This window comes from Faecalicatena contorta (assembly GCF_001404335.1).
Classification (GTDB): Bacteria; Bacillota; Clostridia; order Lachnospirales; family Lachnospiraceae; genus Faecalicatena; species Faecalicatena contortus_B.
In genome coordinates, this window is sequence record NZ_CYZU01000027.1 from 15275 (window position 1) to 41054 (window position 25780).

Genomic DNA, 25780 nt, shown 5'->3' on the forward strand with positions numbered 1-25780 from the left:
TTGTTTCACCCTTTCTAGTACATCCATATTTTACAAACGCTCAAACATACGCACTTTCACCTGATACGTTTTTTTCTCTCCCGGTTCCAAAAATTTCAGCATACCGGTCTTTCTCATCACATCGCGCCCATCGGGATAGCAGTTGCCGCATTCCAGCCCCAGCACGTAATCGCGGACTCCCATCATCTTCCATTCTACAAACCCATCCAGTTCCTCTGCGTCAAAGGTGATTTCCAGCCCTTTTCCCAGCTTTGGCTGGTATATGCCGGCTTTTCCGTTTCTATCCGGGAACTTATGGTAGTAGCACCGCTCCACATATCCTGCCTCCGGCTTCATCATGTGCATCCAATTCCCGATATCCTCCGCCGCATGCTCATCCCGGGGCAGCACTTCGGCAGACGGAATCTCCAGTATGCTGTCCTCATCAAGCATTGGATAGCCCATATTCATATGATACAGAATCTCAAAGGGCTGCTTTGTATCTCCGGTATTCTCGATGGTATCCTGAATCAAAAATTCATTACTCCTAAGGCTGACTCTGATCTCTCTGGACATTCGCAGTTTCGGTGCGAAAATCCCCTCGTCCCTAATCGTCGCGTAAACCACCAGCTCCCCCTCTTCTTCCAGCCAATATACCTGTTCTGCCGGCATATTGGCGATGGAACCATGCAGGGGCAGCTCTTCCCCCTCATCCGTGCAGGGAGAGCCGACCGCCTGCAGCCCGCAGGTAGTCAGATAACCGGCAGTAAATGATTTCAGCCAGTTTGCCCCTGCTGCATCATAATACGCCGGGGCCACATAGCCGCAGGGCGAGAAGTAGGACAGATTAACCCCTTTGTAACGCAGCCGGGAGATGTCTGCACAGCGGTCCAAAACAACCGTCAGTTCCGCCCCTTTTCCGTTATTTATTTCCAGAAGGCGCATTCCATCGCCTTTACCGCCCACCAGGCGGTGTTCCTCGATTCCATACACTTGGGAATCATGTCCGATATATGGGTTCATCAAAATTCTCCTTTCACGCGGTAGTTCAGACAATGCCGAGCTGCTGTCCTTTCACACGGCAATTCATACACTTCTGAACTGCTGCCCATTCATACCAAAGGGCGCACTGCCTTATACAGCTGCCGGTATCTTTTATAAACTTCCCTGTACTTCTTCGTCATTTCCGGATTTGGAATATAAGTTTCGGTCTCCTCTACCATATGCGCCGCCGCATCCTCCAGGTTCTGAAAGCATCCCACCGCAATTCCTGTCAGCATCGCGCTCCCTGCAGTTCCCGCATTCACTGTTTTTAGCGCAGTGATCTCTACATTCAGAGCATCCGCCTTCATCTGCATCCAGACTTTTGATCTTGCGCCGCCCCCCGTGGCATTCAGCCGTTTCATTTGAAGTCCCGCATCTTCCAGGCATTCCATATTCAACATCATTTCGTAAACAACACCCTCCATACATGCGCGGTATATGTCACTGACTGTAGTCGCGGCCGTCACTCCCACGATTGCCCCCTTTGACCCGGTATCCATATAGGGCGTGGCCGCCCCGGCAAAGTGCGGCAGAACCAATATTCCCGTAGGAGGCATGGGAACATCCGTACCGGCTGCATTTTCCGGGCATTCATGCTCTGCCTCATACAATTGCTCTAAGAACTCGTTCACCGAAATGCCCTGTGCCTCTGCCAGCTCTTTCTCCTTTTTAGCAAGTGTATCTGCACACCACTGAATCAGCGCTCCGCCGGTGTAAGAGAATGCATAGCAGACATATTTTCCCGGCAGTACATACGGGACAACCGCGTAATTTCCCTCATACATGACCTCCAATTCCGGTATACTGTCGTAAACAGGTGTCATGCACTCGACCGTACCGGCTCCATCCACCGCTTTATCGGATGAAAACACCCCGGATCCCACAGCAGCAGCCACCTGGTCATGGCTCACAGATATGATCTGCGTGTCTTTGGAAAGGCCCGTTTTTTGCGCAATTTCCGGCCGGATTCTTCCGGCGCTGGTTCCCGTGGGCACCGGCTTTGACATCAGTTCCATGTCGATTCCCGCAAGAGCAAAGATCTCCCGGCTCCATTTCAACGCCGTAATGTCAAATGCCATCGTCCTGGCCGCCAGAGAATAATCGATCTGTGCCCGGCCGGTCAGTGCAAACACCACAAAATCCTCCATCAGGAAGATATGCTCTGCCCGCCCGTATATCTCCGGCCTGTGCTTTTTCATCCACATCATTTTGGAAATGCTGTACATGACATGCGGTTTTGCCCCTGTAATAGAAGCAATGGTCTTCCCATCCATCTGCTCTGTCAAATAGCGGCACTCCTCCTCCCCGCGCGGATCCGTATACAGCATCGCCGGATGCAGGGGATTCCCTTCTGCGTCTGCCATAACAAAGGTCTCCCCAAAACTGGTCACCCCAATCCCTGCAATGTCCGGATGCGTGCGCGTTATTGCACGGATCACCCCGAATACGCTCTCCATGATTGCAGCCGCATCTATTTCATGCACACCATCGTTCCTTTTCGCAGAATAGTCCTGATAGGATTCATCCAGATAAGTACCATCTTCGTCAAAAACTGTCAGTTTACAGCCTGTTGTCCCGATATCCAGCCCCGCCACTTTCATAATCTTCCTCCTCCCGCAGCTATTTTTTCCCGCCGGCAGCCGCTCTTAACCGCCCGCAGCTGCTTTTATCTGCCGGTAACCGCTCTCAGCCACCTGCTGCTGCTTTTATCTGCCGGTAACCGCTCTCAGCCACCTGCTGCTGCTTTTTGTCCGCCGGCAACTTTATCCTTAACTATACGATGTACTAGTCGATTTCTACCCATTCATAACCAAGATAAGTAGTAAATGCCTCTTTCAATATTTCTTTCATATGTCCTGCGCCTATGGAAGTATGATGTTTAAATCCACCTCTGGCCAGCTTCATCAGCTTGTTCTGCAGATCAGGAATTTCCGCTACCCCGCCGCACCCGAAAAATGCATCTTCTATCGGGTCGTCTGTAAATCTGGCCTCGCTTGCATATACGATAATTTTCCCATCCCTGGTCTGGCAATTGGAAAGCGTAGTATCAAAGGCCCTGATCCGCCCCTCATTGCATCCCCAGCCGGATCCCGGATCGTTCTTTGCAAACATCTTGTGCTCGGTGACCGTCCCCTTTCCGGTCATCAGAGACTGCGCAACCGGACCGCAGTGGAACAGAATCACCTTATTCTCATCTTCGCCATAATTATTATTCCAGTCCAGGACGGCCGTCGGCTGTTCACTCGCCAGGCTCATAGCCCGCATGGTCAGCGCCGAACACATATCAATTTCACAGGACGCTGCAATTCCCCTGTCATTCAGTTCACTGAGCAATACGCACGGGCATACCCGCATCTCCGTCTCCATCTCGTTCCAGCAGCGCAGCGCCAGTGCATCCAGATGATATTCTTCAATGTACTGGTCAATCACTACCCCAATCTTCGCCAATGTCAGCATATTACTCTCCGGAACAAGGGAAAAATCACTGTAATTTTTCAGGCGCTCTATTTTGGCAGTAACTGCCTCATCATCGTCCGCCATACTTCTTACCTTGAAAAACACCTCGGATAAGTCAAACGACTCCACATTGATCCCGTATTTCTGCATTGCAATCTCATCGAACCGCACCGTCTTGAATGCCGTGGTCCTTGCCCCAATACAGCCAAGGTTAAACCGTTTCATGCCATTTACTACCCGGCAGACCGCAGCAAAATCCATCAAATTTCCGGCAAATGCTTTCGACAGCGGATGAACGACATGGGGTTTCATCACCGTAAACGGCACGCCATACTGCGTAAAAACATCGGTTACGGAAAACTTGCCGCAATAAGCATCCCTTCTGTGCTGGAAATCCATTTTTCCAATTTCATCCGGATATGCCTGCATTAGAATCGGCACTCCCGCGTCCTGCAATGCGGTAATGGCTCCGTTCTCGTCCGCAAAAATGGGCATTGAGAATATCACGCCATCATACATTCCCTCATGTTCTTTCAGCCATTTTGCGTATAAAAGGCCCTCTTCCCTTGTCTCGACCCCGCCATACCGGGTCAGTTCTGCATCCATGGCTATGTAATCATATCCCGCATCCGTGACCGCTTTAATCATGTCTTCCCTTGCCTCATAAATCAGCTCGCCCGGCATAAATCCTCTGTTGCAGAAACACAGTGCAAATGTCATTTTTTTCATATTGTGAATCCTCCTTTGATTTTGTTTTGTAAAAGCACAATGAAGCAAATTTCCTGAACGAATCCTTTTTTATTTTCTTTTACTGCCTCTGGAATTTAAATACTGCATTTTATTCATACATACCCCCTTTTTAGTTTCATTGCACCCCCGCACCGCAGAGGAATGAATAACGGAACTCCTTGGGTATGTATTTATTTTATAAATTTCTGCTTTTAGAATATATAGACATTTGTTCTTTTTACTCTGATTTTGTTCGGATTTATAATACACATCCTGCTCTCTTCCTTACATATAAAAGCCTAAACCACCTTTTGTATGACCAGGAATTTCTACTGCTTCCATATATGTAAAAGAACGGATTTTACAATCCGTTCTTTACCTTTTTATTGCTATTCGTTTTTTGCTACTATTGTTTTGTTTAGCTTTGCCTGTGCTTTATCTATATCCATAAGTCCGCACAATAAAGCAATCACTGCGAAAATGATAAACGGTGCAATAACAAACATGAAATTTAATACCGCAATACTGCTCGCTGGCTGCACTTTAGCATTTGCCACATAATTCCCCAATTCAAGAAGCCATCCACATAGACCTGTCCCTAATGCAGAACCAACTTTAATTCCTACAGATGTACAGGAATACATCGTTCCGGCCAAACGCACATGATCTTTATTAAATGAATAATCTGAGGCTTTTGCAATCATTGTATTCAGGCAGCAATTGTACGGGCTGCTAAATAAATTCGCCAAAGCACACATTACAACAAACAAAGCAAAATTACCTGAAAGTCCAAATGGTATTGCAATTCCAAAAAAAAGTGCTGTAAGAATCTCTGTTCCAAAAACGGTTTTATATACGCCAAATTTCTTTACCAATGGTACATTCAGTAACACTCCAACATAAGCGGGAATTCCGATGCACAGAGAGTAGGTACCCAGTTTGCCCGCATCTCCCATGATGTAAGTAAACCAATATGTTCCGACACTGCTCAATCCTGCATATACATACACAAGGATCATAATTGCAAGAATAATAATATAAAAGCGATTGGTAAAAAGAACTTTCATGGCCTTCCAGAAAGACACCTTTTCTCCAGTTTCATCTGTTGCATTTTCCTGTTCCTCTTCCGTTTCATCGCTTGCATTTAGTTCTTCCTCCGGAAGCTCTTTAATCGTCAAAAAAGTTATTGAGTTGAATACAAGTGCTATAACTGAAAAAATAATCGCTGTATTTCTCCATCCATATGCAGACGAAAGCGAGACACCTAAGTATCCTAATCCTATCTGTGCAATGTATCCGCCAACGACGCTCCAAGTTCCCATTCCAACTCTTTCACTCTCATTCTTTGTTGCCAGAGCTGTTAATGCATTATAGGCAATACTGTTTGCTGTATAAAAGATTGCATTGACAGATGTATAGAATATGAAGAACCATGCATATTTTGCAGTTGTCCCAAGTCTTTCCGGAATCGCAAAGGTTGCCGTCAGGCAAACGGCCGCGCCAAACATTGAAAAGAACATCCACGGTCTTGCTTTTCCCATTTTCGTATGAGTACGATCAATTAATCTTCCGCAAACAATATCCGTAAATCCGTCAAACAATTTGGAAACAACCATCAGTGTACCAATCATCCCCGCCCTAAGCCCAACACTATCAGTCATATAAATCATAACAAAATATGTTGGAAGCGCATACAAAATATTATTCCCAAGTGCTCCGAAACCATATCCCACCTGGTTATACCATTTCAAATATTTTTTACTACCCATTTTACCTCTCCTTTACCCGTTTATCCAATTGTTTTTTACTTCCTGTCTCTTACCTTCAAATATATTGAAACCGGCTCACATTTTTCTGCTTCGATTAACACTTCCGCATCTCCAGCCTGTTCCCCTGAACGAACAATCACCTGCGCCCTCCCTTCATATGTTGTTCTGACCGTATCGTAAAAATTCTCTTCACTGACCGGATCAGCAGTGGCAAAGCCGGCCAAAGCCGCCGCACCCAACACTTTTACAGAAACTTTAAAATCCTGTTCTGTATGAATCGTTTCTTTTTGATCCGTTATATAAATCATCAGATAAGCAAGATCTTCTTCTCCCGCCTCTAGTTCCTTGTCCTCACAAACAATCTTTAACTTGTAATCATTTAAAACTGTACATAACTGATAGGATTCTCCCGATTTGCCATCCGTATATGGAACTGCTTCAATAATTCCCGGCTCGTATTCTATTTCAGCCAGAGCCGTAAACTGATTTTCTTTCCCCGTGGGATATCTCCCAATCGCGGTGCCATTTAGCCTTAATTCCACTTCATCGGATGGGGAATAGATTTCCACCTTACATGTTTCTCCTTCACAACCTGGCCATGACCAGCTTGAAATGGCATCCGAAATTGTCCATGGTGTTTTACTTTCTTTTCTCCCATAGTATTTCGGATCCTGTACAGCTAAATAAGGAATCTTTCTTAATCCAAATACAATTTCTCTGAAATAACTGGCAGGGCGTCGGTAACCTGTTATGTCCAAATCCCCCACATACGCTAAATATGCCGGATACGGTTTGAAGAATGTATCCACACTATCATAACCAATAATTCCTACGCCGGATTCACCGATATAGTCCCAGCCCGTCCATGTAAAATCTCCTATACAGCTTGAAAGTTTTTCTACCTTTTCCCAGTTTCGTGCAATATCTGGCGGAAGTGTCTCTGATCCAAATGTTATTCTATTTGGATATTTTTTCTGATATAATTCGTAACAGTCCCGCATATAATTTAAACCACATGCGTCTAAGCAGGAATATGCTTCATGCATAGCATCTTCAATCATCGTATGTGCCGCCATCTCATTCATAGCTCCGTGTAAAACAGTCATCAGTTCATTAATATCGCCTTTGAATTCGCCTGTTTCCAACTGCTTCACTTCCGTCTTCGACAGAAGTCCCATATCGGCAGCAATTTCACCATTTTTATTTTCCAGAGCAGACAAACCATTTATAGAATTTGTTATATAACGTGTAGAATCCAATTTTCTTAGTTTTTTTGCAATCCTTCGACTCCAAAAAGCCCCTGCTACAGAAGCTAATTCCTGAATTTCATTTCCATAGCTATACATAAATACAGAAGGATGATTGAAATCTTTTGCTACCAGGTCTTCTATATCTCTTTCCCAGTTTTTTGCAAAACGCAGCGAATAATCATAATGAACCTTACAGTGGTTCCACACATCAAAAACTTCATCTATTACTAACATTCCCTGCCTGTCACATGCGTCCAGTAACGATTTTGTTGCTGAATGATGTGAGATTCGAACGGCATTGAAGCCCGCCTCCTTAAGACATTTTATTTTCCTTTCCTCTGCTTTGGAAAAAGATGCTGTGCCAAGTGCCCCATGATCATGATGTATGCACGCCCCTCTAAGTAAGATTGCATCTTCATTTAGACGAAGTCCATTTACCGGATCCAGCCTTAATTTTCGTATTCCAAACGTATTTTCCGCTACGTCCAATTCCTGTTCATCCTCTATTAATCTAATTTTGCATACATATATATTGGGCCAATCTATTGTCCATAAGAGTGGATTTCTAACATAAATTTTTTGTTCCACTTCTATTTTTTTATTTCTTTGTATTGTCACAGGAGTAACTTCATATGCAACCATATCCTCCCCAGACATTATTTCTGTCCGTAAAACAATTCTTTTTACCACATTTCCCGTATAATCAATTTGCGTGTTAATCACAACTTTTGCAATATCCTCAGCAACCTCCGGAGTAGTTATTTTTACTCCATCTATTGGTATCCTCATAGAATCGCCTATATATAAGTTTACCGGTCTATATAATCCCGAACCGGTATACCAGCGGCTATTTGGCTGCGAAGAATTATATGCCCTGACAGAAATAGTATTCTTTTCTCCGAAAATCAAATAATCCGCAATCTCAATAATCAAACGGGTATATCCACAATCTATAGAACCGGCAAAATTTCCATTTATATATACCTGTCCTCTCTCATATATGCCTTCAAATTCCAAGTAAAAATTCTTGCCTTCGCTGGATTGGTCAACCATAAACTCCTTTGTGTAAATATAATCTCCTCCCGGAAAAAATCCTCCTGAATTCTGAGATGGATTTTCTCTCTTTCTCGGATTTAAAATCATTGCATCATGTGGAAGTGTTACAGGCTTTGGTGGTAATTGTTCTTCTCCTAATAACGCTCCTACCATATCACCTGTATTCGTTACTGACCAACCATTATTAAAGTCTTTTTTTATCATTTTCTTACCGCTTTTTCCTTCCTATATTTTTTTACACTAAACATGATTTTTATTTTTCATCGTTCTCTTCATTGCTTGTAATATATTCCCATATATGATACTCTTTTTGTTGTTTTTGCTATTTTTTCACCTCTTTTCTTTTAATATTGTTGTATACTTAATTCATAAACTCAGTATATCTTCAAGAATTTCCTCATTCAATGTCCTATATCACGCAACTTATAAATTAAGTATCAGATTTGGGATTTTAAATTTCAAAATCAAGAAAGGATTTTTATTATGCCAACGATTTCTTCTTCTGACAAATTATCCTGTACAGATTACACTCCTCTGAAGGTCACAAAGCTAGGAAGTATTCCGCATGCATTCTTTCAACTTTCCGCCCCTTATGCTTTAGTAGCCGAATACGTAAAAAATTCGCGTTCTTATATGGATTACATCTGTACTGCTCCCAATTATTACAAACACGAAGTAATTCGGAGCAATAAAGATGTTGATCCAAGCCTTGTTACTGATCTTCATCAACATGATGCGGTTGAAATCATGTTCGTATTAGAAGGATATGTTGAACACCGTATTGAAGACCAGCGCTATTTTTGTAATGCAGGACAATGCTGCATTTTAAACAAATGGATTCGTCATATCGAATCCTACTCCAGCGACTATAAAGCCATTTTTCTTCTCCTGTCTGATGACTTTATAACAATGCTTTCACGTTTTAATCACTTATTTAACTCACCAAAAAGTATAAATCTCCAGAGCAGCTCAATCCTCGAAAAATTATTAACACTCATTCAAAATTCCAGTTATAAAAAGTGTTACATTGACTTTCGTCCACGATGCTACAACACCGAAGTTCAAGCTGTATTCCAGGAAATATTTGATCATATCATGTCATACTGTAAACACACAAATGTTTCTTCAACCTTTTTTTCTGCCGGGTATATCATGCAATTTTTTACGCTTCTTGGTAATACAACATTTTTTAATGGTAAAAATATTTTCTTAGACGCTGAATCCGGAGAATATTTATTTCGCCAAATCGTTCATATCCTTGAAACTTATCATGGAAATGTCAGTCGTGCAGACATGGAATCCATTTTGCACTATAGTGGCAACTATATCAACAAAACGATAAACAAATTTACCGGGAAGTCCTTATGCGAATACAAAAATGAATTTGCCATGAAATATGCTCGGGATCTTTTAATTAAAGAACAGCTTTCCATCAACGAAATTATGCGAAAGATTGGGTTTTCAAATAAAACTTACTTTTATAAATGTTTCAAAAAAGTTTTCCATATGACCCCAAAGGAATACCAGAATAATCATTTTTTAAAATAATGTACCTATTATTACGCATACAAAATCAATTTTTAATTCCGATATATAATGGTTTTCCCAGTTCTTTTTACTTTGATGTTGTTCGTGAATATGTTAAAATTATGATGATTAAAACATTTCTATTTTACGGATAGGAGGATCCCATGATATCAAGCTTCGACATCAGCAAACTCCATTCTTTACTTAAAGACTTTTATAATTTGACAAAAATTCGTATTACTGTATTTGACGATGCTTTCCACGAATTAACCTCTTATCCAGATGAAATTGCACCCTTTTGCCAGATCATTCGTTCTTCCTCGGCCGGTGCTGCAATATGCCATGAATGTGATGCCCGTGCGTGTAAAATTGCCGCAAAAAAAAGAACATTATACACCTACCGCTGCCACGCAGGTCTGACAGAAAGCATCACGCCCATCCTTATGGGAAATATTGTAATCGGATATCTTCTGTTCGGCCATGTCTTTTCCTACCCTTCCTATGAAGCTGGCTGGAATAAAATTCAAAAGCTATGCAAATCCTACGAACTATCAATGGAAGACTTGAAGGCAGCTTGCAGGCGCCTGCCTATTATTCAGGCAGACTACATCACTTCCGCCTCTCATATCATGCAGGCGGTTAGTTCGTTTCTGTGTATAGAGCGCATGGTATCCCTTCGCCAACAGGAGCTTCCTGTTCAAATTGACGAATATATCCAGGCGCACTTTACTGAAGATATTGACGCAGTCTCTATTGCACAATATTTCAAAATTGGTAAAACAAAGATTTATGAAATTGCAAAACAAAATTATGGGATTGGGATTGCCGAATATATAAGAAAACTCCGCATTGAGAAAGCCAAGCTGCTCTTATCAGAGCAGCCCGATTTAACTCTTGCGGAGATCGCATCAGAATGTGGATTTTGTGATTATAACTACTTTATCACAGTCTTCGAACGGGTGACAGGGATGCCGCCAAAACAATACCAAAAAAACCGGGATTTAGTGGCGAGCTTTAGTCTCGGCGCGGATGGGGACGCTCCATAAAGGTTATGTAAAGATTTAGATTATGTAAAGAAATACGAGCTCAGTCCAGCATTTCCAGTGAATTGAGCTTAGATTTCTTTACATAAAGTTATCGCTTATTGAAACTCGTTAACCATGCTTTTAAGTTAGCGTCCGTATCCCAAACTGCATCTTCTAGTGGGAGGATTTCTTTGCCTGCCGCCTCAATAGCCTTTCTTTTCAGCTTAGCATCGGTTCTTGCATAGAATTCTATTGTCATCATGGTTGAGTGCCCAAGCAAATCTCTTATATACATCAGATCATCCTCAGAAAAGTCTTCATCGCAAAGTGCAACGAGTTCTTCAATATTTGTTACCATATTTATCTTTACCTTCTGGTATGGTTTAGAGAAATATGGTGACATGAAAAAACTTTATGTAAAGAAATCTCAGCCCAGTTCATTGGAAATGCTGGGCTGAGACCGTATTTCTTTACATAATCTAACTCTTTACATAACCTTTATTATGGTAATCTTTACATAAGGAAGGGATAGCCGAAAGCCTCCCGGAGAATATCCATGTTCTTTCAAAAACGCTCAAAGCGGACCTAAGAAATTCTAGGCGGGAAACAGCCCTGAAAATGGAGCACCACGGTTCTTTCTCATGTTTGGATAATTCATACCTTATAGGATTTCTGAACTGCCCATGCCAGGCGGCATTGGGCAAAACAGAAATCTCATGGTATCCAAAGTTAAGAAAGAACCGTACCACTGACACATCACGAGAAATCCGATGATTTCTCGCGCTGGGTCAGCTGATTTTTGGATTCGGAATCCAAAAATCTCTCCATTTTCAGGGCTGTTCCCACCAAGAATTTCTAAGGTTCGCTTTGAGCGTTTTTGAAAGGACATGGATGTTCTCCGGGAGGTTTTCGGCTATCCCTTCATGGAGCTGGCGCATCCAACCGGCAGGAAAAAGCTCGTTTCTAAGGAGAGGCCTCAAGCGGGGGCAGCGTATGGTATTGAATTGGCGGTACTTTTATGTCCCCAGTAGGTGTACATAAGCAATGGGATACGGTTCCAGTATCAAAATAATTCAATACACATCTTGAAGATGAAAAATACGCATAGCCAATCCACATCCGCTGCCTCCGTTTGAGGCCCCATCTCAGTAACGGGTCCTAACCTACCAGCCGGATGAACCAGCTTACTGTGAGCCGGGAGATGCTGCGGCAAGTGCCTGCCCTGTTGGAAATGCATGTTAGCGAGCCTGGCAGCAGTTAGAGGAAATCCGTGGAACCAGCCGGAAAAAAGCTGCTCCCGAAGCAGCTTTTTAGAACACCTGAGGCGCTTAATCATCAGATTAAGCGGTGAATGTGTTCGGTTCCGGCTGGTTCTGCGGATTTCCTCTTACTGCTGCCTGGCGCAGCGGGCTGTATTTCCAACAGGGCAGGCACTTGCCGCAGCATCTCCTGGCTCACGGTAAGCGTCCCCCTCCATCCGCCCCGGGACTAAAGCCCGTTGCTAATTCCCGATTTTCTCTTTTCATCCGGCGGATCATGGAGTATAATGCATCTAAATACTTTTTAGGAGGCCTCAATATGTGCAGACCGGAATATGATCTGACCTACGATGATTTGAACCCCACGTTTTTGTTTTTTTGTGAACTTAAGCGCACGGAGTCTGAAAACAATTACCACTGTCATGAACACATCGAATTGTCGATTGTGAAGAAAGGACATTGTACTTTTTACATAGACGGCAAAGAATACCCGGTCAAACAGGGCGACCTGATCATCCTGAATCCGGGGGCCTACCATAAGAGCCTTTACACCTGCCCCGACGATAGTGCCGTTGAATATTATATTGCATTCTCGGATATTCATCTGCGGGATCTGCCTCCCAACACATTCCCACTCCCCGGGGGGAATGTGATTCTTCCCATGAAGGAAGTCATCCGGCAGGAGGTGTTCCGCATTTGTGCATCTATGGGGAAAGAGTTCCAGGCCTACCGTCCGGGGCGCTATTTTATGCTGAAAGCCTACCTCATCCAGCTGATTCTTCAGCTGCTCCGGGAGCAGAAGGAGGCGGCTGAGGGGATCAAGAATACGAAGGGATGTATCTTTGAATCACCGAATAAAAAATACGTTGTCAATCAGATGATCCGCTATTTTAATGAGCATTACCAGGAAAAGATTTCCCTGGACCGGATTGCCCGTAATATGTATCTGAGTACGTTTTACCTTTCTAAAATATTCAAAAGCGAGACCGGCGACACGCCCATCAATTATCTGATTGAGCTAAGGATGGAAAAAGCCCGGGAGCTTCTCGAAGCAGCTCCCGGACTCAGTATCCAGAATGTGGCGGAAATGGTGGGGTATGACGATGCTTACCACTTCAGCAAATTATTTAAAAAACATTATGGAGAACCGCCCACTAAGTATAAGCGGAGTTAGGAAGCCAAACGGCCATCACCGCTTCCTATTCTTCCGTTCCAATCTCCCGATACAGCATAACTGCCTCATAAGGCCGGAGCACGGAACGACTGCTCCGGGGATAGTTTGACAGGATGATTCTGCAGTCTCCCGGTATTTCCATTGGTATTTCTACATTCCCGGGATAATAGTTGCAGAACACGTAAAGTTCGCTGTCTGCATTGGCCCGCTTATAGGCCAGGATCTGCGGATGGTCTTCGAGAAGTGCTTCAAAGGTTCCGTCAGCAATGACCGGATAGGTTTTTCTTAGTTCTATAAGTTTTTTATAATATTGGAAGATAGAGTCTTCCCGGTTTCGGTCCAGTGTGTTGATCTCTTTATAATTCTGGATTACGGATATCCACGGGGTTCCATCGGTAAACCCTGCCTGTTCTGTGTCATCCCACTGCATCGGGGTGCGGGAGTTGTCCCTGGATTTTTTGCCCAGAATCTCGTAGATCTCCTGCTCGCTCTTGCCTTCCTGCTTCAGGATGTTGAAGTAATTCAGGGACTCTATATCCCGATACTGGCCGATCTCCGTGTATCCGGCATTGGTCATCCCGATCTCTTCCCCCTGGTAGATATAGGGGGTCCCCCGCAGTCCGTGTATGGTTGTGGCAAGCATTTTTGCGGATTCCAGGCGGTATTCTTTGTCATCCCCAATACGGGATACGATTCTTGGCTGGTCGTGATTGCACCAGAACAGCGCATTCCATCCTCCGCCTTTTTCCATCTCCCTCTGCCAGGTAAAAAGATTTTTCTTCAGATCGTGGAATCTAAAAGGCTCCACCGCCCATTTATTCCCGGACGGGTAATCTACTTTCAGATGGTGGAAGCTGAAGATCATGGACAGTTCCTCTGATTCCGGGTTGGAATAGCGGATGCTGTTTTCCAGGGTTGTAGACGACATCTCTCCAACCGTAACGATATCGTCGTATCTGCCGAATGTCTCCCGGTTCAGCTCATGAAGATACTCATGGATCTTCGCGCCGTCCGTGTAAAATGTATGCCCATCCCCAATCAGGTCGTCCTCGTATACCTCTGGTTTGGAAATCAGGTTGATCACGTCAAAACGGAACCCTTTTACCCCTTTGTCCATCCAGAAGCGTATGATATCATAGCATTCCCTTCGCACATTTGGGTTTTCCCAGTTCAAATCCGCCTGCGTCACATGGAAAAGATGCAGGTAATACTCGTCTGTCTCAGGCAGATAACTCCATGCATTCCCTCCGAACTTGGATACCCAGTTCGTAGGGGGCAGTCCGTTTTTTCCTTTTCTGATGATGAAGAAATCACGGTAATATGGATCTCCTTCCAGCGCTTTTTGGAACCATTCGTGGCGGGTGGAGCAGTGGTTGAACACCATGTCCATCATCAGATACATATTCCTCTTTCCCGCCTCGGCTACCAGGGTTTCAAATTCTTCCATCGTGCCGTAGCGGGGATCAATCCTGCGGTAATCCGCTATGTCGTACCCGTTATCATACTGGGGGGATACAAAAAAGGGCGTAATCCAGAGGTAGTCTGCTCCCAGCTCTGCCAGATAATCCAGACGGCTGATGATCCCTGCCAGGTCTCCAAAGCCGTCCCCATTGGAATCCTGGAATGACTTTGGATAAATCTGATAAACGACTTTATTTCCTAAATTCATATATCTTCTCCTTCTCACAGTCTCCTGGTCATAATGATTATCGATTCATAATCTTCATTTTAATTCATGTTCGTTTATGTTCATTGAAGTACTTCTTATTTATTTCCGTAATCTTTCAGTTTGGTCTTAGACAGTAGAACGGTAAATAAAAATGCCAGAACAATGTCAATCACAATACATACGATATAGAGCAGCATCTTATCTCCGCGCATGGATAAAAATGCAGGGATACCGCCGACTCCGACGCTGTTTGCAATCACCCCAAATACGCGGGATATAATCCCCATGACGCCGCTTGCCAGCATAGCTCCGATAAATGGATATAAATATTTCAAATTTACACCGAACATTGCCGGCTCCGTAACTCCCAGGAACCCTGATACAAATGAGGGAATCCCCACTTCTTTGACCCTTGCGTCTTTTTTATGAAGAAATACAAAAGCCATAACTGCGGAGGCCTGTGCAATGTTGCTTAAAGCTACAACCGGGAATGTATAGATTCCGCCCATGACCGCAACGGTCTGAAGATCGATCGGCAGCATAGAGTGGTGCAGCCCGGTAATCACCAGCAATGGATACAGGAGCCCGTAAATTCCGCTGAAGAGCCAGCTGAATGAGGAGCTGAACCCTGCCATGATAATGCTTGCAAGGCCGTCGCCAATCATCCTTCCGAATGGGCCGATTACGGTATGTGCCAAAAGCACCGCCGGTACAAGGGAACAGAACGGCACGACAATCATGGAGATCATTTCCGGCACACGTTTTTTCAGGAACCGGTAGAACACCGCGAAAACAAGGCCGACTAAGATGGCCGGTATGACCTGGGACTGGTATCCCACCATGTTGATGTGGAATGCCCCGAAGTCCCATGTTTTCACCGCTTCGCCGGCTTCCACAGCAGCAATGTAATCACTTGCCGACATCAACTGCGGGGAGACGAGTGTGATACCAAGCACGATGCCCAGCATCTGGTCCACATTCATCTTCTTACATACGGACCATGTGATACCCACCGGCAGGAATACGAATATGGCCTCGCCGATCAGCCACAGAAAATTGTAGATTCCCGCCCATATCTGGTACACTTCGGTGATGGATTTGGTGCCGTCCTCCAGAAGCTTGATATCACCAATGATATTCCGAAATCCCAGGATCAGACCGCCGACAATGATGGCCGGAATGATTGGCGCAAATATCTCCGCAAGGTTCGCAACGCCCCTCTGCAGAAGGTTCATCTTGCCTTTGGCCGCCGCTTTTACTTCCTGTTTATCTACGCCGTCCATCCTGCTGATTCTGGAAAACTCATCAAAGAAAACGGATACTTTGTTACCTATAATTACCTGGAACTGGCCTCCCTGTGTAAAACTTCCCTTTACAGAAGGCAATTCCTCGATCTTTTTTACATCTGCCTTTTTCTCATCTGCGAGAACAAAGCGCATTCTGGTGGCACAGTGGGTGAAAGAGACCACATTCTCTTTTCCTCCGATCAATTCTAACAGCTTTTCAGCGTCTTTTGAAAACTCAGCCATTCTCCCTATTCCTCCTATTTTGAAGTGAATCTCCTTTGTTAACTTATACGTATATGTTAATATAAAGCTATCATATACGTATTTGTTAGTCAAGCATTTTAGAAAATAAAAATGGTGCCGCACTCATTTTTGGCACCATTCATAAATTTCTATTCTTTTCTTTGTGCAAATCCTACAAAGCGGAAGTGATCCGGTCTGTGTCTCGATTCGGTAAACTGGAACAAACAATGGTCCCGCATGTACGTATAACTTTTCACTACAACCACCAAGTTATATTCTCCCAGATCCAGATACTTTTTATCCTCATCATTTGCTGTTTCCACGGATATCTCTTTGGAGGCATAGCCTATCCGGATTCCCAGCTCCTTCTCCAGGTATGCATAAACAGAATCCCTGCAGGCCCTGAGAGGAAGGTTCGTCACCACGCTTCTTTTGAAATAATCATGGTCGATAATCACCCGTTCGCCTTCGATCTTCCGGATGCGCAGCAGCTCATAGACTTCTTTTTCCCTGTCATCCTCAAAAACTGCCATGATCTGCTTCTTATCCGTCAGAATCTCCAGGTTCTCCACCTCTGTCTCCGTCCGCCGCCCCAGATTTTCATTCAGCTCCTTAAAGCTGGCAATCTCAGCGAACGGAAACTTGTAGTCCTTTTTCTCAACAACAACCGCTGCCTTTCCTCTGGACTTCTGGATATACCCCTGGTTTTCCAGCATCCCCAGCGCCTTGCGCACCGTGTCCCTGGATACCATGTATTCCTGCATCAGCTCCCCTTCCGGGGGAATCAGCTGACCTACGCCATATTCTCCAAGCTCAATCTGCTTTTTTAATGCACTGTAGACTTTTACGTATTTGCTTGCCATAAAGCAACATCCCAACTTTCCTATATGTTTATACTTATAAGTATAACTATTTTTTTTAAAAGGACAAGTAGGAATTTTTATAGAATGCGCCTCTAAATGATAATAAATATATTGACGGAACGCGAATAACTTTTGTACAGGAAAGCAAAGACCGGAAGCTGTCCTATATATTTTTTTCAGAAGCTAACCACTACCGTCTGATTCTGCTCCCCAAGCATCCCCGTATGAAAGGTAACGTCAGGAAACTCATCCGTGTTTGTCAATACAAGAACGCAAGTCTTCTCAAACCCTCTCTCCAATATGAGATCCGCATCAAACTTCAGCAGCCTGTCCCCGGCCTTTACCTTTTCACCTGCTTTCACGAATAACTCGAATCCCTCTCCATTCATTTCTACGGTATCAAGCCCCTCATGAATCAAAATCTCGGCACCATTATTGAGTGTCATTCCCACTGCGTGGCGGGTATCTTCCATGACAACCGATATGACGCCGTCACCAGGGGCTGTTATGATATTGCCCTCTGGTTCTATCGCAATGCCGTCCCCGAGCGCCCTGGATGAAAACACCTGATCTTTTACTTCCGTGATCGGAATGACTCTGCCGGATATACATGCTTTCAGCTCTTTTACGGTTTCCTCCTGGTTCTTTTTCTTTAAAAATGATAACATAGCCCTACACTCCTTTCTTTTCATCTTCCAGACACTGCCCGTTTGTTTCAATGACGTTTTTGTACCAGTAAAATGATTTTTTCCTATATCTGTTCAGCGTGCCGCTGCCGTCGTCATTTCTGTCCACATAGATAAATCCATATCTCTTCTTCAGCTGTGCCGTACTTGCACTGACCAGATCGATGCAGCCCCAGGTAGTGTATCCCAGCAAATCTACGCCGTCTTCTATGGCTTTCGCCATTTCCCGGATATGGGCGTCCAGATACTGGATTCGGTAATCATCCTCCACAGTCAGTACCCCATCCTCATCTGCCTTGAGCTGGTCTACGGCTCCAAGGCCATTTTCTACGATAAACAAAGGCTTCTGGTATCGGTCATACAACTGATTCAGATAGTAGCGCAGCCCCTGCGCATCGATAGGCCATCCCCACTCGCTGACCGGCAGGCAGGGATTGGCCACGCCTCCCATGATATTGCCTTCCCCCGTTTTGGCTTTTGGGTCTGCAGATTCACATGTGCTTCCGTAATAACTGAAAGATATGAAGTCCACCGTATTTTTCAGAATTTCCTCGTCTCCGGGAAGCATCTGTATCTTCACATTATTTTCCTCAAAAAAACGGTCCATATACCGGGGATAATATCCCCTTACCTGTACATCGGCAAAATAATAATTCTCCTGATCGCGCTTCATCGCCTTCATGACGTCGGACGGATCCGGCGTCAGCGGATATGTGGGGTTTCCCAGAATCATGCAGCCCACCATGGCCCCCGGCATCATCTCATGTGCGAGGCTGACCGCCCGTGCACTTGCCACCAGCTCATGATGAATTGCCTGGTACAGATCCTGCTGAGAGAGAGACTCCTTCGGCGTCATGATTGCTCCGCTCATAAAAGGGGCGTGAAGGACGGAATTGATCTCATTAAACGTCAGCCAATACTTCACTTTCCCTCTGTAGCGCTCAAAAATAGTCCTCACATAATTTTCATAGAAAGCAATAAGTTTCCTATTAGTCCATCCATTGTATTCTTTAGCGAGATGCAAGGGCGTTTCGTAGTGAGAAATTGTCACCAAAGGCTCTATTCCATATTTATGGCATTCATCAAACAAATCATCGTAAAACTGAAGTCCCTTCTCATTCGGCTCTCTGTCGTCCCCATGCGGGTAAATTCTGGACCAGGCTATGGAAGTCCGGAACACTTTAAACCCCATCTCTGCAAACAGCCTGATGTCTTCCTTATAGCGATGATAAAAATCAATGCCCGTCAGTTTCATATTATCTTTGGTAGGTGTTTCAGTGGGCGCCCCCATAATCCCTCTCGGAGTCACGTCCTGTATGGAAAGCCCTTTTCCGTCCTCCAGATAAGCGCCCTCACATTGATTGGCCGCTACCGCTCCTCCCCACAAAAATGTTTCCGGAAATATCTGTTTCATTTTTCTATGTCCTCCTAATAAAAATACCATTTCACTCGCTGCAGCTCCGGTTTTTCCAACATCAGCATGCAGTACCTCTCGTCTCCGTTCAGTATGCGGCATCTTCGGAACTCACCATCTTTAAACTGCCCTTCGCTGTATTCTAATATGCCTGCCTCCCTCATCTTGTTTTTAGGCGGAAGCAGTGAGTATCTAAAATTCACGCCTGCGGCATAGAACTCCCTGTCCCCGCTTTCTATAATCAGACCTGCCGACTTCGGCGTATCCGGCTTCTGGTCTATATAGTCGATCCGCACATCGCAGGATGAAAGGTGTATGACCGTTCCCTTATCATGTTCATTTTCCCGCAGAAATCCGTGCACTTTCCCCATTTTCTGATATCGGTATATCACATCCATGGAGGAAGCCAGCAGCTGATATGCCAAGCCCAGAAAAACACCTGTCTTTTCACACTCCCATGCGCTCTTATCGATATTCAGGATTTTCATAACCTCCGGATTGCCGATCCCTGTCCGTGTCTCCGGCGGCATCAGAAAATCCTCGATGCCAAAGGGTGAAAAGCACAGAGCCTGGCACGCACCTGCTGCATAAAACAAATGACTGATATTCCTGATATCGCGTCTGTGCTCCGGAATCAGCAGCGGATTCCCCGCCGTCTTATATTCCCTGCAGATCCCTTTAAAATCTGAGGTATACACATCCGGGCATACTGCATCTATATCGGGTGCGAATCTTTTCCAGAGCGGAAGGAAACGGGCGATTGGGCCGCCGCTTGGATATCCGCCCGGACGCCATGGAAATTTCTCAATCCATGCATTCACACACATTGGAAGCGGGTATGCCTTTTTTCCTGCTTTGGCAATCCCCCCAACGGCACAAGCGTAGGCATATTCCATGAATACTTCGGCAGCCTCTTCTCCAAACGCCTGCTCCCAGGAACCGCTTCTCTCATACATCTCCGAGATCTCCCCGGGTATTTCTTTCGCAAATAGCGCATTTGCTTCCGGGGAATAGTCTCTGTCGCTGCCCAGCAGCCCCACTTCGTTTTCTACCTGTACCAAAATGACGGTCTGCATCTCTTTATTTTTCTCGCCAATGTGTTCCATCAATCTGCCAAATGCCTTTGCATCCGCTTCTACAGCCGCCTTGCAGAACGCGGAAATGACATCCATGGGCCGGTTATATCTGTCTTCTGACCGAAAGAAGCGTCCCGGATCTTTCTTCACCCACTCCGGGGCATAACTGGAGATTCCGTTTTTCCACAGGCCGAACCAAAGTATACCAAGTTTTACCCCTTCCCTTTCTGCCTGTTCAATTACAGCATCTAATACAGTAAAATCAAAATCATCCTCCTGCGCCTCTATCATTTCCCAGTAAACCGGAACCAGAAGGCTGTTTATATGAAGCCCTTTCAGAAAAGGCCATACCTGCTCTTCCATATATCCGGCATCGGACGCCGACGAGTTATGCACTTCCCCACATAACATGGTAAATGGTTTCCCATCCACAAGCAGCGTCCATATACCGTCAATTTTTCTTATTTCAGAAATATTCTTCATATTATGAGAACCTGAAATCCAGCATGTCCATGGAGCCTGTGTCTGGTTCAAACCAGAAATAGACTGCATGAATGCCGTCGGAAATAACTGCGGGCGCAGTGCAGGACTGCCATTCTTCGGAAGTGTTTCCCACATGTATCACGGCTGACGGGCTGTTCTTTTCATCATCCAGGCAAACATGAATCCGCCCGGATGCGCCTTTGACTGTGACCTTGATCTCTGATACGCCTGAAAATTCCAGGTATTTTACCCCGCAGGCCGCATTTTTCTGAAGATTCTTCAGATATAATATCCGCTGCTCCCTGTCCTCCTCTTCTGTTTCCCACAGATAGGGCACTGTCTCGTCATAAGGAGGTTTAGACGGTATGTGGCAGGCAGGTTTGGGACCGTGCAGATTGCAGATAATGTATGCCGGATATTGTGCTTTTGCAGGCAGCGGGCCGCGATTCAGCCCGCAGCTTGTGATCTCCGTTTGCGGGATACTGCCATCTTCCATGATCCGTATTGTTTCCGCACACCCCTGACGGCTGAAATGGGTTCCGTGGGTATGCCGGTGATAAAAGATATAGTACTGTCCCTTTACCTCCACGATTCCGCCGTGATTATTCGCATCATAGGCCCTCTGCCCCTCTCCCAGGCCGATATCACCGTTCGATACGATCACTCCGCCGTAGACAAACGGCCCCTCCGGGGAATCGGATACCGCGTAACACAACTCATGTCCCTGCAGGCTGGAGTAGACAAAATAGTATTTCCCGTCAATACGCCGGATACTGGAAGCCTCAAAAAACGGATGCTCTTCAAAACTGGTTCCTTTCGCAGAAGAATAGCCATTGGCAATCAGAACCGGCTTTGAAACCGCTGTTTTCATGTCTCTGTCAAGCTTCACCATGTATGCACCCGGCATGATCTTTTTGTTCATGACCTCAAACTGTCTCTTGGTTTTATCATCTGCTTTATGTGAAAACCCATAATAAAGATAGATCCCGTCTTCTTCTGCCAGAATCCCCGGGTCAAATGCCAGCCCCTCCAGGCCGCTGCCGTCTTCATATGCCACTCTCCCATAATATTCAAAGGGGCCGGCCGGCGAACTGCTGACCGCCACTCCTATGTATTCTACATCCGAAAGCCCGTAATACAAATAATACCGTCCATCAGGTCCCTGCGCGGCATCCGGCGCAAACATCAACTTCTTACCGTCCGGGTTCTCTCTGTCCTGATTTTTCCGATAGATCACGCCTTCGTATTTCCAGTCTCCCAGATCGTCCAGAGGCGCGCTCCAGCCCACATAGTCCTCCTCGCAATAGGTCGTTCCATGGGAACGGTCATGGGATCCATATACATAGAGCCTGTCTCCAAATACATGCGGCTCCCCGTCCGGCACAAACTCCCAGGACGGCAGATATGGATTAACTGCAGGTTTCTTCATTGCTATTCCTCCTCTTTTACCATAGAATCATTGAATCCAAACAAATACGTTAGTACCGCGCTTCCGAAGAACCCAACTGCGGATGCAATAGCCACGGACGCACCGCCCAGACCGATCAGAGCCGGCAGGGTCAGAATACAGGTTGTCATAACGGATGGGAACATGACCCCCGACATTCCCACAAATATACCGCCCACGCCGGTGCAGAGGCATGCGATAAAAAACGGCCGTTTATACTTCAGGTTCAGTCCGTAAATAGCCGGTTCGGTAACACCGCCCACCAGTGCCGACACGGCTGCCGGCAGCGCGGCGCTTTTCACGGAAGTTTTCTTGGTCTTCAGCCAGATCCCCAGTGCTGCGCCGGCCATTGCAAAATTCGTTCCGACCGTACAAGGAAGAAGCATATCCCCTCCATACACGGTGATATTATTCATAACAACCGGTACAAGCCCCCAGTGGAATCCAAAGATAATCAGGATTGGCCACAAAACGCCAAGTGCAAATCCTGCCACCGCCGGAACCGTCTCAACCAGCCATCCAAGTCCGTTCCCGATACCGGAACCAATCACATCCGTAACAGGCCCTATTACAATCAGGGAAACTGGTACAATGATCAGCAGCGTTAAAACCGGTACAAAAATAGAACGTATCATTTTCGGGAAAATTTTCTTCAAAACTTTTTCCAGCTTACTCTGCGCATATACCGCAGCGATAATCGGCAGTACAGATGACGTGTAGCTGATCAGTACAACCGGAATCCCCAGAAACTGTGTCTCTGCGCCGCTGCTGTACAGCGCCGTCAGATCCGGATATACCATAGCTGCGGCAATCGCCACCGCCACGAACCGCTCTGCGTCAAATTTCTTTGCCGCCGTAAATGCAAGAAATATCGGCATGAAATAAAAGAATCCGTCCCCGATTGCATATAAAATCGTATAGGTTGTGTTATCGGGTGAAAGCCATCCGAAAGTGGAGCACATAATAGCCACTGCCTTCAGCAGCGACGCGCCCATCATAGCGCCCATCAGCGGGAGGAAGATACCCGCCACCGTATCGATAAATACATTCACAATATTCTTCGGTGACAGCCTCTCCTTCCAGCCCTTCTTAACGTCTTCCGGCTCCACCGCATCAATTTTCCCGCCATAGGAAACACCGGTCACTTTCTCAATGGCCGCCATCACTTCATCCACATGCGTGCCAATCACGACCTGATACTGCTCCCCTGAGATCATTAACTTAATAACGCCCTCCGTCTGCTGCAGTTTCCCAGTGTCCACCTTCTCCGTATCCTGCAGCTGAAACCGCAGTCTTGTCATGCAGTGGATCAAGGACTTAATATTTTCTTTTCCGCCGACGCACTGAACAATCTGTTCCGCCAGCCTGCTGTAATCCTTTGCCATAATTCTCTTCCTCTCTTTCTTCCTGATAAATTGTATGAACTTATTTCTTGTGTTTCCTTAGAACATCACATGTTCGAAGTAAAATCTATTTGTCCCTGCAGGAGACTTTAAAACACCGTAACAGCGGTATTTCCCAAGTTTACAGATGCCCGGAAGCATCAGCTGCAGGTCATATAAAATGACCTGATGATAACAAAGCGGCCAAGCACACTTCAGCTCCCCATCCCCTCACTCCTAAGGGGCTTGCACACTTTGGCGCCGCCGCGATACCGCGTTGCGGCTATATACCTTGTGGGGGCGTGTGCATCCCCCGGAGGGTTTTATATAATTAGGAGAGTGCTAAGCACGTTCCTATTATATAAAAAATGATCCAGAAAACCTGACGGCAGTTTAAACCGCCCCCTTGGTTATCCGGATCATGCTGAACTCAATCATAACATTCCTGTTTCACTATCTACTTATACTTCCAGCCGCCCCTCAGGTCAGCTGCCCGTCCCCACCACTTTATTGTCTCGAATGCCGTGTAGCTTGGTGCACGGCTCCGTAATAGTAACACACAGCATTCTACACCTGCTGCTTCCTGTTCATGATCTGTGCCAGGTGCACGGTCAGATACAGCACCTCGTCCTCATTTACTTCGTAATTGTATTTCTTCTCAATAAACCCGCACACCTTCTTGCTACATGCGTACTCTTCTTTATATTTCCTCAGCGTAAGGTTCAGCGGCTTCACATCATTCTCTTCAAAATAAGTCTTGGTAAGCACCCTTTGCGCAAAGAATTTCAAATGAGTCATATATCTGCAATAAATCAGGGAATTCTTATCCAACGCTGCCATCTTCTTACCAAAATACTGAGAAATAATCCTGTCCATCTCATCCACCAGCGTAATCACTGCCCTGGTCTGGTCATTTTCTGAATTAGACTGGGCATTCACAAAATGCATAGCAATAAACCCCGCCTCATCCTCGGCCATCCTGATTCCCAGGCGTTCCTCAATCAACTTCAGCCCCGCCTCTCCGACACGATATTCTTTCTCATAAAACTTTTTTATTTCCAAAAGCAATGTATTGTGTAGCACAACATCATTCTTATAATTATCCACTGCCCCCGCAATATGATCGGGCAGCGAAATATGAATAGACTCATCCAGTTCCGTCCCCAGGCTTTCATGTGCCGTCTCAATCAATTCCTCTGCAAGATCCACGATTCCATCCGGCACCCGTTCCAGCAGCTCCGCAAACCGTTCCACATGCTGTCCCTCCTGCAGAACAAAAACCTTCTCAACCTTGGTCTTATCCACCATATCCTTCGGCCGCTTAGCATACCCAATCCCATTCCCCAAAAGAACCAGCTCTTTCTCATTATCATCTAACACAATCACACAACTATTATTCAAAACTCTGGAAATCTTCATCTGCTTTCCCCCAAAGTAAAATAAAAAAGACCCGTACGACGATTCCATATAAACTATGAAATAAACATCTTAACGGATCATGCTGAACTGAATCATAACATTCCATATAATCAATTTTCTTACAAAATGTACTATAACAAATCAAAACAAAAAAAACAATAGTAAAAACCACCTATTTTACCACCAATAATTTATGCACATCCCACAAAACAACATTCCAAATAGCCCACCCAAATACGCCGCCCCCGTCCATCACTCTCCCGTGAAGCCGCCCTCCCGCCCGGATGCGCCCAGCGTAGTGAAAGGCGAGTCTGGTTCCCTGCCGGGGAAGTGTATGCCATGTCAAAGTCCATAGAGTAAGCGTTAGAATCCGTTGGTGAAAAAGCAGGGAATATGGAGGGTGCTTGCCGCAGTTGGCCCGAATGCCGATGCATTCGCGCCGCCGGCGGCAACAGAATTTGCCTGGTAAGGCAAATTCTGCCCTCCATATTCCCTGCTTTTTCGCCTACGGATTCTTCGTGAACGGAAAGGACATTGACATGG

The 25780-nt window shown here is 45.5% G+C and carries 18 protein-coding genes; 3 read left to right on the forward strand and 15 right to left on the reverse strand.

Features of this window, described 5'->3' with window-relative positions:
* Window positions 1-30: 30 nt before the first annotated feature.
* From ARB69_RS14155 to ARB69_RS14180, 5 genes are all read right to left on the reverse strand, one after another.
* Window positions 31-1002: an aldose 1-epimerase family protein gene (locus tag ARB69_RS14155; protein WP_055153807.1), complete on the reverse strand. Its 972-nt coding sequence runs from the start codon at window positions 1000-1002 to the stop codon at window positions 31-33.
* 89 nt (window positions 1003-1091) lie between these two features.
* Entirely contained in the window at window positions 1092-2624 is a 1533-nt protein-coding gene (locus ARB69_RS14160) for an FGGY-family carbohydrate kinase (protein WP_055153809.1), read from the reverse strand.
* A gap of 184 nt (window positions 2625-2808) precedes the next feature.
* Entirely contained in the window at window positions 2809-4209 is a 1401-nt protein-coding gene (locus ARB69_RS14165; protein WP_242857605.1) for an L-fucose/L-arabinose isomerase family protein, read from the reverse strand.
* A gap of 389 nt (window positions 4210-4598) precedes the next feature.
* Window positions 4599-5978 (reverse strand): MFS transporter, encoded by a 1380-nt coding sequence (locus ARB69_RS14175; RefSeq protein ID WP_055153813.1) that lies wholly within the window; start codon window positions 5976-5978, stop codon window positions 4599-4601.
* A 35-nt stretch (window positions 5979-6013) separates the two neighbouring features.
* A complete protein-coding gene (locus tag ARB69_RS14180; protein ID WP_055153814.1) occupies window positions 6014-8488 on the reverse strand; it encodes a glycoside hydrolase family 2 TIM barrel-domain containing protein in 2475 nt (824 codons plus the stop codon).
* A gap of 279 nt (window positions 8489-8767) precedes the next feature.
* On the opposite strand from ARB69_RS14180, the gene ARB69_RS14185 reads away from it, so the two are divergent.
* Together ARB69_RS14185 and ARB69_RS14190 are read left to right on the forward strand one after the other, a co-directional pair.
* Entirely contained in the window at window positions 8768-9832 is a 1065-nt protein-coding gene (locus ARB69_RS14185) for a helix-turn-helix domain-containing protein (protein WP_055153816.1), read from the forward strand.
* A 143-nt stretch (window positions 9833-9975) separates the two neighbouring features.
* Window positions 9976-10857, forward strand: coding sequence for a PocR ligand-binding domain-containing protein (locus ARB69_RS14190; protein ID WP_055153818.1), 882 nt, complete (start codon window positions 9976-9978; stop codon window positions 10855-10857).
* Between the two features lie 88 nt (window positions 10858-10945).
* On the opposite strand, the gene ARB69_RS14195 is transcribed toward ARB69_RS14190, so the two are convergent.
* Window positions 10946-11194, reverse strand: a complete 249-nt coding sequence (locus ARB69_RS14195) for a hypothetical protein (RefSeq protein WP_055153820.1) — start codon at window positions 11192-11194, stop codon at window positions 10946-10948.
* Window positions 11195-12414: 1220 nt separating this feature from the next.
* On the opposite strand from ARB69_RS14195, the gene ARB69_RS14210 reads away from it, so the two are divergent.
* Window positions 12415-13269, forward strand: coding sequence for an AraC family transcriptional regulator (locus ARB69_RS14210; RefSeq protein WP_050641426.1), 855 nt, complete (start codon window positions 12415-12417; stop codon window positions 13267-13269).
* Between the two features lie 25 nt (window positions 13270-13294).
* Here the strand turns inward: ARB69_RS14210 and treC are convergent, their stop codons facing one another.
* The 9 genes from treC to licT form a co-directional block, all read right to left on the reverse strand.
* Window positions 13295-14938, reverse strand: a complete 1644-nt coding sequence (gene treC / locus ARB69_RS14215; protein ID WP_050641427.1) for an alpha,alpha-phosphotrehalase — start codon at window positions 14936-14938, stop codon at window positions 13295-13297.
* 95 nt (window positions 14939-15033) lie between these two features.
* Complete coding sequence (gene treP / locus ARB69_RS14220) at window positions 15034-16467, reverse strand: PTS system trehalose-specific EIIBC component (protein WP_055153826.1); 1434 nt, start codon at window positions 16465-16467, stop codon at window positions 15034-15036.
* A 149-nt stretch (window positions 16468-16616) separates the two neighbouring features.
* Window positions 16617-17330, reverse strand: coding sequence for a trehalose operon repressor (treR, locus tag ARB69_RS14225; protein WP_050641429.1), 714 nt, complete (start codon window positions 17328-17330; stop codon window positions 16617-16619).
* A gap of 176 nt (window positions 17331-17506) precedes the next feature.
* Window positions 17507-17998: a PTS sugar transporter subunit IIA gene (locus ARB69_RS14230; RefSeq protein WP_055153828.1), complete on the reverse strand. Its 492-nt coding sequence runs from the start codon at window positions 17996-17998 to the stop codon at window positions 17507-17509.
* Between the two features lie 4 nt (window positions 17999-18002).
* Window positions 18003-19430, reverse strand: coding sequence for a 6-phospho-beta-glucosidase (gene ascB, locus ARB69_RS14235; RefSeq protein ID WP_055153830.1), 1428 nt, complete (start codon window positions 19428-19430; stop codon window positions 18003-18005).
* Between the two features lie 14 nt (window positions 19431-19444).
* Window positions 19445-20989, reverse strand: coding sequence for a DUF5597 domain-containing protein (locus tag ARB69_RS14240; RefSeq protein ID WP_055153832.1), 1545 nt, complete (start codon window positions 20987-20989; stop codon window positions 19445-19447).
* Between the two features lies 1 nt (window position 20990).
* Window positions 20991-22418: a family 43 glycosylhydrolase gene (locus tag ARB69_RS14245; RefSeq protein ID WP_055153834.1), complete on the reverse strand. Its 1428-nt coding sequence runs from the start codon at window positions 22416-22418 to the stop codon at window positions 20991-20993.
* A 2-nt stretch (window positions 22419-22420) separates the two neighbouring features.
* Window positions 22421-23821, reverse strand: coding sequence for a PTS transporter subunit EIIC (locus ARB69_RS14250; RefSeq protein WP_055153836.1), 1401 nt, complete (start codon window positions 23819-23821; stop codon window positions 22421-22423).
* 564 nt (window positions 23822-24385) lie between these two features.
* A complete protein-coding gene (licT, locus tag ARB69_RS14255; RefSeq protein WP_055153839.1) occupies window positions 24386-25237 on the reverse strand; it encodes a BglG family transcription antiterminator LicT in 852 nt (283 codons plus the stop codon).
* Window positions 25238-25780: the final 543 nt, after the last annotated feature.